Below are 12618 nucleotides of genomic sequence, written 5' to 3'. Positions count from 1 at the left end.
GCTATAAATTCTGAAAATTGAGCTTTGAGTTTTTAATTTAATTAAAAACTCAAAACTCAAAACTCAAAACTATTTGGAAGGGCGACTGCCTTCTACAACCCGCAGGCGCTGAGTAACTGTTGTCATGCCTTGTTCGCGGATTACAACCGTTGATACCCAATAATTCCCTTTTGTCAGGGGGGCGCGACCTACCTTAAAAATTCCACCCGATGACAGCAACTCCAGATCCACCGGCGCGGGTTTGGCAAAGCGATCGCCCCGTACGGGTTCTTCCACTGCTGCTCCCAACATCAAATCGTCGCCTAGGGGTTCTTGGACCACTGCATCAAGGCTATAGGATTGACCAATACGCACCTCTTCCGGTAATTTCATGTCCACCGTGGGAGGCTTTACGCCTGCGGTCGTCTGAGTGCGTTCTCCCAGAATCTCCTGCTGGACAATTTTTTGACCTTGAAAGCGCTGACGCGATCGCAAGGCGGACTCAAACTTCATATTTTTGCCATCCATTCGCTGGGTGCCCGTAATCTGAGTCACCGTCTCCACAACAAGCGCATCGCCTTCCTTTTCCCAAGATTTGAGTTCTGTACGATAATTCAGGTTTGGGTAGCGCTTCCAGAGTTGAGTTAAAGTCTGTTGCAGACTCTGACGATTTAAGCCATCAGAATGGGTAAAATTCTGGCTATAGAACTGCATCACCGCATTGACATCCTGACGATTGGCAGCTGCATCAATTTGCGTGAGAGAATTTTTTAGCTCGGCGGGTGCTGTTTCTGGACTCGCTGCTCGAACAGTGTTTGGATGAAGCAGGGACGTAAAAATTATAAAGGCAAAAATTTTCGACTTTTGCTTGATGAGAGACTGGAACAAGCTGACAGACGGAGTTATCTGGTTACGCATCACAGACGTGTTTGAATAATTGGATAAAGAAAACCGTGTCGAGCAACAGACGTGCTAAAGAGTAGAAATCCTGGATGCTCTATTGGCTAATTTATAACTGATTTTTAATCTTATCCGAGCCAGGACAGCCAGTAGGAGATAGAAACTTTGGCAAATGAACCGAAACGATTGTTAATTGCAGCGAGTGGTACTGGGGGACATTTATTTCCCGCGATCGCGCTAGCCGAGAAACTGCCAGACTATGAAATTGAGTGGTTGGGTGTCCCGAACCGCCTAGAAACCCAGTTAGTTCCGGCTCAATATCCCCTCAACACCATTGAGGTGGAAGGGTTTCAACAAGGGTTTGGACTGGGGACATTGGGCATTCTGCTGCGACTGACGGGTTCCATCCGGCAGGTACGCCAGCTACTTAAAGACAAGAATTTTCAGGGTGTATTCAGCACAGGGGGTTACATTGCTGCACCGGCGATTATTGCCGCGCGGTCTATTGGAATCCCGGTGATTATGCACGAATCCAATGCACTCCCCGGCAAAGTGACTCGCTGGTTGAGTCCGTGGTGTAATAGCGTGGCGCTGGGGTTTGAATATGGAGCGCATTACCTACCCCGCGCTGGAACCGCCTACACAGGCACCCCAGTTCGCGCCCAGTTTCGCACCCCCCAAAAGCTGGAGTTGCCGATTCCTGAAGATGTCCCCTTGATTGCAGTCGTCGGTGGCTCTCAGGGCGCTGTTGCCGTCAATCAAATCGTCCGCGAGTGCGCCCCAGCGTGGTTGAATGCCGGTGCCTGGATTGTCCATCTGACGGGCGATAATGACCCTGATGCCCAAAGTTTCCAGCATCCTCAGTATCTTTCCATGCCGTTTTATGACAATATGGCGGCACTTTTGCAACGGACGAACCTGGCAATTAGCCGCGCTGGCGCTGGGACATTAACTGAACTTGCGGTTACGCAAACCCCAGCGATTCTCATTCCCTACCCCTTCGCCGCTGAAGATCATCAAGTCTACAATGGGGCAATTTTTAACTCAGCAGGGGCTGGTTTGGTATTCCGGCAGTCAGAGCTGACGCCTCAGTTACTAGAAAGTAAGGTATTGAATTTATTGCAGTCGCCCGAACAACTACAACAAATGGCTCAAAAAGCTGCTACGCTAGCAGTTCCTGACAGTGCCGAACGTTTAGCCGATCTGGTGCGCCGAACGCTGTAGCTAAAAGGCTTTCAATCGCAAAGCCTTTGGATGAGAAATTAGGGTTTATCCACAAATTGGAACCGCCAATGTAACGCCAGTAATTGTTAGTTTTGAGGAGGGGCAACTTTAAGAGAAAGTTGCCCGTACAGTTGTTCCTCGCAAACCATGAAACTCAAAATCGCAACAGCTATACTCCTTGCCACTATTGGCTTCGTGGCTCCAGCTAAGGCGCAAGATCCCGAACCGATCGCCCCAACAACGCCCTCATCTCCAGCGCAACCGGCTTCAGATCCAGTTTTGGAAGCCTGCGCCCAAGACCAAGCCGATACTTTACCCAATCCTTTCTCAGATGTGCCGTCGAATCACTGGGCATTCAAAGCGGTTCTAAGTATGTATTATTGTGGCGCTTATCGAGGGTCAAGTTCACCTGAGGGGGTTAAACCATTTTTGCAACAACAGATTCCTCAACAAAGCAGTAATCTGCCTGAAACCAAAGTGGAAGTTCCCCGAACTTAGGAGGATTGTGTGTATAAGTAAGGATGCGATCGCTCTCAGAAAAGTGCCGAGAGCGATCGCATCTTTACAATAGTAAATAGCTTGGTTTATACCCGTTCACCATAAAGTTTTGCGATGTAGTAAGTGAGGTCAGTTAATAGTGCCTCAAGAACTCATTGGCTTAAGAGTTTTCATTTTGGAAGGAAGATATGAAGATGCTTTGTCCCTAAGGGATGAGTTGAAAGGGATGAGTAAAAAAGCTATGTTGCAAAATATCAAAAGCTTTCTGAGTAAAATGCTTGTTTATTTGATAAAAAAATTAAGTTGAGCAGCGTTAACTAATTCCCGCTCTGTTTCTATTCAAGCTTTGCTCCTGAAAATCAAAGCTTTGAATTTTAAAGAAAATAAAATTCCCTATTGTATTAACCGAGCTGAATGGGAATTTGACTTAAAAAATGTTTTTGAAAAAGCTATTTAGGTATTTAGTGTAGAAGCTGTTAATAGAAATTAAACCTATTTAAATTGCAAGGGATAATAGACAAAAGGCAGATGATAGAAGCCCATAAACCTCTCAAGTTAACCTATTTTCATTCAGTGAAATAATTAAGCGAGGTTATTAGTGAGGAATTGAGCCAATTACGAGGTGGGGAAGATTGGAAGTTAGAAAGACAAATTTGATTCCTTTCGAGTAGTTTCAGTAACTGCACTGCTACTCTTAGAAGACAAGTCTTCCCACTCGTGCCAAAATGCGATCGCGCCGCCCTCACTAACCTTTGTTCCTGTTTCTCTTCCTCCGCGTCCTCTGCGTCCTCTGCAGTTCGTTTCCAACTTAAACAGTGAATTCGTGAATTCCCCCCATTCAATCTCTCTCGAAGTTCAAGAAACAGGCAGTCGCATTGACCGCTATCTTTCCCAACAACTACCAGATTTATCCCGTTCGCGCATCCAGAAACTAATTGAAGACGGCAACGTGCTACTGAACGGCACCGTCTGCACGTCCAAGAAAGCAACCATGCAAATGGGCGATCGCCTATCTTTAACGATTCCAGAAGTGCGATCGCTAGACCTGCAACCAGAAGAAATCCCTTTAGATGTTCTTTATGAAGATGATTCCCTGATTATCATCAACAAACCAGCGGGTTTAGTCGTTCATCCAGCAGCAGGACACGAAGCAGGCACGCTCGTCAACGCTCTTTTAGCCCACTGTCCTCTCGCGGAAATTGGCGGAGTGCAACGTCCGGGAATTGTCCATCGTCTTGACAAGGATACGACGGGGGCAATGGTTGTTGCTAAAACCGACCAAGCCCACCAACACTTGCAAGCTCAACTAAAAGCTAAAACCGCACGCCGGGAATATTTGGGCGTCGTCTACGGTTCTCCCCGCGCCGACAGCGGCACGATTGACCAGCCTATCGGTCGTCATTCAGGCGATCGCAAAAAAATGGCTGTCGTACCGCTAGAGAAGGGGGGACGAGCGGCGATGACTCACTGGCGGGTGCAGGAACGCCTGGGAAACCACACGTTGATGCTTTTTCAACTCGAAACAGGTCGCACCCACCAAATTCGCGTTCACAGCGCCTACATCGGTTATCCAATTGTGGGAGATCCCGTTTACAGTTCCGGTCACTCTGTCGGGGTCAATCTTCCCGGTCAAGCGCTCCATGCTTGGCGGCTTCGATTGCAACATCCAGTAACCGGGGAGTTGATAGAAGCGATCGCACCCCTACCCTCAGCATTTGTAAAGCTTCTCGATGTGCTGCGAAGACGAATTGCTGCCACTAATCCACAATCGATAGACCGATAAGGCTTTATATATTTACATAAAACTACATAATTACATTTAGCTCCAAAAAACACCTAACCCTTGCCGAGAAACTTTTTAAACAAATATTAAGAAACTATAAAGACAAAAACCTTGGTTTTTTTGAGTATAAATACTTGGAGAATTGTAACAAAGTATGTGGGAAATAAAATCCAAGACCCCTGGAAGAGTAAGGATTTGAGCTTTTATTCATGGCTCTTGAGATTGCTTAATAAATCTTAAAAAACAAAGCTGCGAAGGCGTTGTATAAAAATAACCGGAGGGATCAATAACAGACAAAAGTTAAACAAGACACGGATTTATCAAGGTTGCAAATCTCTCATAAAAGCACGGACTTTTCTCATATTTCTGTGAAAACCAATTTGTTGCAGGTAAAGTAACAGAAGGGATGGGAGAGCGACTTAAAAAGTGTGTTGGACTTATGTCTGGGCTTGACCAATCCAAGAGCTGATTCAATAGATTGAAGTAGCTCTGCTTGACAAATATCGACGTTTTAAAAAACCACACTCATCCAAATCAGTAGTAGGAGATTGAGTTCATGTTAGATGCATTCGCCAAGGTTGTTTCTCAGGCTGATGCCCGCGGTGAATTCTTGAGCACCGAGCAGCTCGATGCCCTGACCAATGTTGTCAAGGATGGCAGCAAGCGTTTGGATACCGTTAACCGCATCACCAGCAATGCTTCCAGCATTGTTGCCAACGCCGCTCGTGCTTTGTTTGAAGAGCAGCCTCAACTGATTCAACCAGGTGGAAACGCATACACCAACCGTCGTATGGCAGCTTGCCTCCGCGACATGGAAATCATCCTTCGCTACGTTACCTACGCCACAATCGCAGGTGATTCTAGCGTGTTGGACGATCGCTGCTTGAACGGTCTACGCGAAACCTACCAAGCTCTAGGCGTTCCTGGTGGTTCTGTTGCTGCTGGCGTCCAAAAGATGAAAGAAGCTGCGGTCAAAATCGCTAATGACCCCAATGGCATCACCAAGGGCGACTGTAGCCAACTGATGTCTGAAGTAGCTAGCTACTTCGATCGTGCCTCATCTGCTGTTGCTTAAGAACAACTAGCAAGCTTGCTGTTGGATAGACGCGAACATTCGCGTTGTTTAGTCGAAAACTTTGCAAACACTTTTAGGGAGATACCTCAACAATGAAGACCCCGATTACTGAAGCCATCGGCGCAGCCGATACCCAAGGTCGTTTCTTAGGCAACACCGAACTGACTGCTGTTAACGGTCGCTTTGAGCGTGCCGCTGCCAGCATGGAAGCTGCCCGTGCATTGACCCAAAAGGCTCAGCAACTGATTGATGGTGCTGCTCAAGCCGTGTACCAAAAGTTCCCATACACCACCCAGATGCAGGGGCCTCAGTATGCTTCTGACTCTCGTGGTAAATCCAAGTGTGCCCGTGACATCGGTCACTATCTGCGGATGGTTACCTACTGTCTAGTTGCTGGTGGTACAGGTCCAATGGACGAGTACCTGATTGCCGGTTTGGATGAAATCAACCGCACATTCGAGCTGTCCAACAGCTGGTACGTAGAAGCCCTCAAGAACATCAAGGCCAATCATGGTCTGACTGGTCAAGCTGCTAACGAAGCCAACACCTACATCGACTACGCCATTAACGCCCTGAGCTAGTATTCAGGTGCGGTGCCCGGAAGAATCAGCGAGTGTTGGCGTGCTTGCTAGCAGTTGCTAATTTTTCCGGGCATTGTTTTTCTCAATTTGAGTATAAAAATCTTAAAAAGTTGTTGCGTTGGGAGAGCAAGAATGGCCGGTTTAGTGGCGTCGAATTTAGCAGCAGCAGGCCGCCTAGGTCTTTCTGCATTTGATGAAACACGGGTGGAACTGCGGCCTGACTGGACAGAGGACGATCTGCAAGCGGTAATCCGCGCGGTTTACCGTCAGGTACTAGGCAACGATTACATCATGAAGTCGGAACGCCTAACCTATGCTGAATCGCAGCTTCGGCAAGGAAATATAACGGTAAGAGATTTTGTCCGCGCGATCGCTAAGTCAGATCTATACAAAAACAAGTTTTTCTTTCGCAATTCCAATACCCGCTTGATCGAACTCAACTACAAGCATTTGCTAGGGCGGGCACCTTACGCAGAGGATGAGATAAACTCCCACCTCAATATCTATGAGGAACACGGGTACGACGCAGAAATCGATTCCTACATCGACAGCGTTGAGTATGAAGCCAACTTCGGAAACAACGTTGTCCCTTATTATCGTGGATTTATGGTAGAGCCGGGAGTGAGAACGACCGGCTTTACTCGTATGTTCCGCCTGTATCGGGGTTATGCGAATAGCGATCGCTCCCAAGTTGGAGGAAAAACTCCCCGACTGATGGGCGAATTGAGCCGAAATGAGGCTTCTACAATTTTCCAACCCTCTGGCAGTTCTTCGTCCTGGAGATCGGCAGCGATTCCTCAAGACGCGGCCCCCAGAAAAGCCCTCGGCGGTACTAAGGAACAAAGCGGACGGGTTTATCGCATTGAAGTGTCTGGAATTCTCAGCCCAGGCTACCCGAAAGTCCGTCGCAGTAGCAACGCCTTCCTAGTGCCCTACGAGCAGCTGTCCCAAAAACTACAGCAAATTACGAAACAGGGCGGCAAAATTGTCAGCGTTACACCCGCTTAAGGTGAGCAGATTCTAAGTGTCATCGCACTTAGTCTTTTTTGAATGAGTCTTTTTTGACAATGGTGATGACACCAACTATCAAGTTTCATGTCATCACCCCCTCAACTGTTTTCAACCCAATTACAGGAGCTATTTCAACGATGTTTGGACAAACTGCACTTGGGAGCGGTACTTTGGGTGACGCTGCCAATCGGGTATTTCGCTACGAAGTCGAAGGTTTACGTCAGACTTACGAATCTGACAAACTCAGCTATCCCATTCGCCGTAGTGGCAGTTTCTATATCACAGTGCCCTACAGCCGCATGAATGAAGAAATGCAGCGGATTAACCGCATGGGTGGCAGAATCGTCAACATTCAGCCTTTAACTCTGGATGGAGACAGCGAAGCTAAAAGCCAAGCGACAACAGCCCATCAAAATCATGACGCTGAAGGCAAGCGCTAAGCCGATTCAGCTTACCCAGAAAGCCCATTCAGCCATGTTCGTAAAAGCCAAGTCATTGCACTCCTACGATGCGATCGCCTAATCCCGATCGATATTCTGAATCAGACTCACCGTCCGGAAATCCACCGGGTAGCGAACCGCTAACGGTGGAGCAGGCAATTGCCAATCTCCGCCATGAAGATTTAAGTCTCCGCTACTATGCTGCCTGGTGGCTGGGTAAATTCCGCGTGCGCGAGTCTGCTGCTGTAGAAGCTCTGATTACAGCTTTGGAGGATGAATCGGATCGGACAGAGCTAGGTGGATACCCCCTCCGTCGCAATGCCGCACGAGCGCTAGGGAAACTAAGCGATCGCCGAGCCGTTCCAGGGCTGATTCGTTGTTTGCGCTGCTCCGACTTCTATGTTCGAGAAGCCGCAGCTCAGTCTTTGGGAATGCTAGGCGATCGCACCTGCATTCCGGAACTGATGCAACTGCTAGAAGGGGGTGTGGCAGCCGCTCTGCCAGTACCAGGGCGACCCCATCTGACACAACCCTATGAAGCAGTGCTGGAAGCCTTAGGAGCACTTCAAGCGGCGGAAGCAACTGCTCAGATTCAACCGTTTCTGGAGCATCCTGTCGCGCGGGTGCAATATGCAGCAGCGCGGGCAATGTACCAGTTAACGGAAGATTCCGTTTATGGGGAACGCTTGGTTCAAGCATTGGAAGGCAGCGATCTGCAACTGCGCCGCATCGTATTATCAGACTTGGGTGCGATTGGTTATCTGCCAGCAGCGGAAGCGATCGCCAGTGCTGCCACCGAAAATAGCTTCAAACTCATTGCCCTCAAAGGGCTGCTGGAACACGTACAGGCGCGAGCGATCGCGTCTTTACACCCAGATGAACCGAATTCGCTATCTGCTGACGCCATCAGGGTGATGACCCTGATGGATGCTTTGTTATAGTCAATTGTCGTTTTCTAATGGCTAATCGCAAGTAGCAAATGGCAATTAACAACTAGCAATCAGTAAGTAGCTAGACATAACTTAAACAGCACGTAGCCTATAGGTAGGGTGGGCACTGCCCACCCATTGCACGGCACGGGTGGCAGTTCCCACCCTACTGCTTCGTTTATTTATGCTCAGCTACTTAACAAATGGCAATTGACAATTCGCAATTCGCCATTGACCACCGAGCGCCGATGATGGACTAATGACTGATTCGCCCCAAGAACTGATTCGTGCCATTGAACAGGCAGATTCCCCCGGACGTTTGGTGGCGTCAGTCCGAGCCTTAGCTGCCGCCCGTCTAGAAGTTGGGATTCCTACCCTGATCGCCGTCTTAGGTTATAACAACCCAGGAGCGGCAGTAGCAGCAGTAGAAGGGCTGATTCAGTTAGGGGAAATCGCCGTACAACCCTTGCTGGAAAAACTGGACGCCTATGACTACGGTGCCAGGGCTTATGCGATTCGTGCCCTAGCCGGAATCGCCGACCCCCGCGCTTTAGACATCTTAGTAGAGGCAGCAGTCACCGACTTCGCGCCCAGCGTTCGCCGCGCTGCTGCGAAAGGGCTGGGAAACCTCCGGTGGAACACGTTGAATGCCCAACAGATTCAAAGCGCGATCGCTAGGGCATTGGAAACCCTGCTGCTCATTTCTCAAGACCAGGACTGGGCGATTCGCTACGCCGCTGTCGTCGGCTTGCAAGCACTCTCCACTCAGTTGGAAGTCCGCCCGTCCATCCAAAAGCGATTAGCGGAAATGGCTTTAGATAATGACCCAGCAGTTCGTGCCAGAGTTCAGCTGGCTCACCAGTCATTAGTGATGAGTCCTTAGCAAAGGCCCATTCGTCTTTTATTCATGGACTCATCACTAACAGCTAACAACTAACAACTAACAACAAAAAATATGCCAATTCCACTTCTTGAAATTACACCAACCACGCAGAATCAGCGTGTAGAAGGGTACGAAGTACCTGATGAGGACGACGCACAGATTTATCGATTGACAGATGCAACCTCAGACACGGCAATTAATGACTTGATCTGGGCTGCCTACCGGCAAATCATCAGCGAACATTTAATTTTAGAAAGCTACCGCCAACCTTTTCTAGAATCTCAACTGCGGAATCGAGCTATATCCGTGCGCGAGTTTATTCGAGGATTGGGCAAGTCCGATGTTTATCGGCAGTTGGTGGCAGACACGAACTCCAACTACCGCTTAGTTGACATCACTTTCAAGCGGTTTCTGGGACGCGCTACCTATGGCAAAGACGAGCAAATTGCTTGGTCAATTGTAATTGCTTCCAAGGGATTGCATGGCTTTATCGATGCCGTTGTTGATAGCGAAGAATACCACCAGAACTTCGGCGATGAGATTGTACCTTATCAGCGCCGCCGGTTTAACGAGCGACCCTTTAACTTGGTCAACCCCCGGTACAGTGATTACTGGCGCGGTCGCATGATGGGTCTAGATACTCGGAGTTACTTCCAAGTGGGGGGTCAAAACGCCGCGGGTAAAACCTCGGTTCGTCAAGCAATTCCAAACAACTTCTTGGAAATGGCTCGGAGTATTGCCCCTAGCGAAGTCAACTACCAGCGCACCAGAGATCGGGTACTCTCTCAAATTAAAAACATGGAGATTCCCGACACGAGGAGCAAAGCTGCCAACTTGCAACCTGCTGTAGGTCGCACCGACGTAGCCCTTCCTTACCGCTACCTTTATCCAACGCCCAAAGCCTAAAGGCTAATTGTTCATGGTTCATGGCAATTAGCAATCCAACAAGATAGGAACTAACAATTTACCTATGTCCATCCCTTTGCTTTCATACAAACCCAGTTCGCAGAACCAGCGAGTATCGGGTTACGAAGTGCCAAACGAAGATACTCCCCGGAATTATCGCCTTGAAAACTGCATTGACAATAGCGATCTTGAAGAATTAATCTGGGCAGCCTACCGTCAGGTTTTCAGCGAACACGAAATCCTCAATTCTTTTCGTCAGGTTGACCTAGAATCTCAAGTGAAGAACCGTGCCATTACTGTGCGCGACTTCATCCGAGGTTTGGCGAAGACTGAGGGATTTTACCGCTTGGTTGTTGAGAAAAACTCCAACTATCGAGTCGTCGAAGTTTGCCTCAAACGGATCTTGGGCAGGGCACCCTACAACAAAGACGAAGAAATCGCCTGGTCAATTAAGATTGCCACTAAGGGACTGAGCGGCTTCATTGATGCCCTAGTCGATAGTGAGGAGTATCAGTCTAACTTTGGCGACAGTACGGTGCCTTATCAGCGTCGTCGCTACAAAGATCGACCCTTTAACTTGGTGACGCCTAGCTACGCCGATTACTGGCGCGATAAGGAAGAAAGTGCACGCTACAAATGGGGCAATGTGCAAAACTTCTTGGATATGGCACGGGCAATCAACCCGAAAGCTGTCACCAATACTGTTACCGTTAACACGGCTAACATCAAAATTCCCGACATGACACGGGATAATACAGCGCAAGAGACACGAGTCTCGATTAACTCGCAAGTAAGTTTTCCTCTCCAGTAGCACGGGGATTCCATCGACCAGAGGATACCCCGATGCTGGAAAATAGGAAGTCTCAACCACTTTATAAGGGAGATTTTTAAATGGCACTGCCATTACTTGAATACAAACCAACCACCCAAAACCAACGAGTTAAGAGCTTTGGAAAAGCGGATCTTAACGAAGATACCCCATACATCTATCGCGTGGAAGATGCCAATTCACCGATAGAAATGGAGCAGCTGATTTGGGCGGCTTATCGCCAAGTCTTCAGCGAGCATGAAATCCTCAGATTCAACCGTCAGATTACCCTAGAATCTCAGCTGAAAAATGCGACGATTACAGTAAGGGAATTTATTGCTGGTCTGGCGAAGTCAGAGGCATTTTACCGTGTGGTTGTCTCGGTCAATAACAACTATCGCCTTGTAAACATTTGTCTCAAGCGTTTTTTAGGTCGGGAGCCTTACAACAAAGCCGAAGAAATCGCTTGGTCGATTAAAATTGCCACTTTGGGCTTCAGCGGTTTTGTTGATGCCTTGGTGAACAGCGAAGAATATACCGACAACTTTGGGGACTTCACCGTACCCTACCAGCGCAAGCGGATGGAACAGCGTCCTTTTAACCTGGTGACGCCTCGCTATGGCGAAGACTTCCGCGAAAGTGCTGGCACAGTCAAGACCGATTGGCGCTTCACTGTGGAGAAGTTCTACAGCCGCAAGAACCAAGAACGGCAACTTCCCGAAGGCGATCCCCGCCGGTTCCGCGAGGTTGCGGCGTCGCTCAGTACCAAGCGCAACTACCCACAACGGGTCTCTGCGTTTGACATTGACTACCTCAGCCGAGTGCCCGTGCGTGGCAACCGCTAAGGGATAAAGTGCTAGTTTCCTAGACTGCTTGCACTTCTGATAAAACTAAACTGTGGCTCTGATTCCTGCTCTCAATACAGCTAGATAATGTCCTATAAAGACATCTAGTCGTTAGAGTGAGCGGTCATCAGAGCCACAAACTTTTTGGGTGCATACGGCATAGGCGATCGCCTACTCACACCTCATCTGGATTAATCCCCATTGAGCGCAATCTCTCTGCTAATTGCTCTGCTCTAGCTTGAGCCGATTCTTTCTGTTATTGCTGGTTGCTAAGGCGTAGTATCTCTCGCACTTCTACTAAAATTTGCCCCAACATATTCTTGCCACTACCATCAGCACCGCAACCCCAATAATAATCACCAGGTGCATTTTCAACAATTAACTCATCGCCTGTAGAAAGTAATTCTTCGCGAATGTCGGCATGAGTCTCAAATTTGCGTAGCACGGCTTTTCGCATAATGTCATCTTTTACCTGTTCCCAATCGGGACGCAGGGGCCGCGATCGCTCTCGTCCCATTCTTGCCGCATCCTTCGGTGTCTTTACCTGGCGAATTTGGTCGGCGTGGGGTGTGCCAACAAACTTTTGTGCTTGAAAATAATGTTCGCTGGTAGGCCAATAAAACCCATCTAATTCAAAGCCGTGAGGCGAAAAATTGGAGAAAAAACTATATTTTTCGCGAGTGCTGTAAAAGTAAATTGTCATTTTAAAAGTAGTTAGTCTAGTGAATCCTGAGCGGCAAAATCAGAATTAAAAAC

At 48.3% G+C, this 12618-nt stretch carries 14 protein-coding genes; 12 read left to right on the top strand and 2 right to left on the bottom strand.

What is annotated here, in order from left to right; all coding sequences use genetic code 11:
• Positions 1 to 69 precede the first annotated feature (69 nt).
• On the bottom strand, positions 70 to 897 hold the full coding sequence (locus NDI33_RS11230; protein ID WP_190434001.1) for a nuclear transport factor 2 family protein: 828 nt from the start codon (positions 895 to 897) through the stop codon (positions 70 to 72).
• 147 nt (positions 898 to 1044) lie between these two features.
• Here NDI33_RS11230 and murG point away from each other — a divergent pair, with 147 nt between their 5' ends.
• The 12 genes from murG (at position 1045) to NDI33_RS11170 (ending at position 11862) form a co-directional block, all read left to right on the top strand.
• Entirely contained in the window at positions 1045 to 2103 is a 1059-nt protein-coding gene (murG, locus tag NDI33_RS11225) for an undecaprenyldiphospho-muramoylpentapeptide beta-N-acetylglucosaminyltransferase (RefSeq protein ID WP_190434002.1), read from the top strand.
• 147 nt (positions 2104 to 2250) lie between these two features.
• Positions 2251 to 2601, top strand: coding sequence for an S-layer protein (locus tag NDI33_RS11220; RefSeq protein WP_190434004.1), 351 nt, complete (start codon positions 2251 to 2253; stop codon positions 2599 to 2601).
• Between the two features lie 823 nt (positions 2602 to 3424).
• Positions 3425 to 4384 carry an RluA family pseudouridine synthase gene (locus NDI33_RS11215; protein ID WP_190675559.1) on the top strand — a complete coding sequence of 320 codons (960 nt, stop codon included), beginning with the start codon at positions 3425 to 3427 and terminating at the stop codon, positions 4382 to 4384.
• Positions 4385 to 4940: 556 nt separating this feature from the next.
• Complete coding sequence (locus NDI33_RS11210; protein WP_190411798.1) at positions 4941 to 5459, top strand: phycocyanin subunit beta; 519 nt, start codon at positions 4941 to 4943, stop codon at positions 5457 to 5459.
• Positions 5460 to 5551: 92 nt separating this feature from the next.
• On the top strand, positions 5552 to 6040 hold the full coding sequence (cpcA, locus tag NDI33_RS11205; protein ID WP_190411797.1) for a phycocyanin subunit alpha: 489 nt from the start codon (positions 5552 to 5554) through the stop codon (positions 6038 to 6040).
• Positions 6041 to 6172: 132 nt separating this feature from the next.
• Complete coding sequence (locus tag NDI33_RS11200; protein WP_190675557.1) at positions 6173 to 7048, top strand: phycobilisome linker polypeptide; 876 nt, start codon at positions 6173 to 6175, stop codon at positions 7046 to 7048.
• Positions 7049 to 7113: 65 nt separating this feature from the next.
• Positions 7114 to 7491: a phycobilisome linker polypeptide gene (locus NDI33_RS11195; RefSeq protein WP_242030379.1), complete on the top strand. Its 378-nt coding sequence runs from the start codon at positions 7114 to 7116 to the stop codon at positions 7489 to 7491.
• Positions 7492 to 7559: 68 nt separating this feature from the next.
• A complete protein-coding gene (locus NDI33_RS11190) occupies positions 7560 to 8432 on the top strand; it encodes a HEAT repeat domain-containing protein (protein ID WP_190429924.1) in 873 nt (290 codons plus the stop codon).
• Positions 8433 to 8679: 247 nt separating this feature from the next.
• Positions 8680 to 9303: a HEAT repeat domain-containing protein gene (locus NDI33_RS11185; protein WP_190536804.1), complete on the top strand. Its 624-nt coding sequence runs from the start codon at positions 8680 to 8682 to the stop codon at positions 9301 to 9303.
• 72 nt (positions 9304 to 9375) lie between these two features.
• Positions 9376 to 10209 carry a phycobilisome rod-core linker polypeptide gene (locus tag NDI33_RS11180; RefSeq protein WP_190675555.1) on the top strand — a complete coding sequence of 278 codons (834 nt, stop codon included), beginning with the start codon at positions 9376 to 9378 and terminating at the stop codon, positions 10207 to 10209.
• Positions 10210 to 10273: 64 nt separating this feature from the next.
• A complete protein-coding gene (locus tag NDI33_RS11175) occupies positions 10274 to 11020 on the top strand; it encodes a phycobilisome rod-core linker polypeptide (protein WP_190675553.1) in 747 nt (248 codons plus the stop codon).
• 80 nt (positions 11021 to 11100) lie between these two features.
• Positions 11101 to 11862 (top strand): phycobilisome rod-core linker polypeptide, encoded by a 762-nt coding sequence (locus tag NDI33_RS11170; RefSeq protein ID WP_190411791.1) that lies wholly within the window; start codon positions 11101 to 11103, stop codon positions 11860 to 11862.
• 256 nt (positions 11863 to 12118) lie between these two features.
• On the opposite strand, the gene NDI33_RS11165 is transcribed toward NDI33_RS11170, so the two are convergent.
• Entirely contained in the window at positions 12119 to 12565 is a 447-nt protein-coding gene (locus NDI33_RS11165; RefSeq protein ID WP_190675551.1) for an NADAR family protein, read from the bottom strand.
• Positions 12566 to 12618 lie beyond the last annotated feature (53 nt).

Source organism: Trichocoleus sp. DQ-A1, assembly GCF_039961955.1.
Lineage (GTDB): Bacteria > Cyanobacteriota > Cyanobacteriia > Cyanobacteriales > FACHB-T130 > FACHB-T130.
The sequence above is the reverse complement of the archived record's forward strand: the minus strand, read 5'-3'. Positions and strand labels throughout refer to the sequence as shown.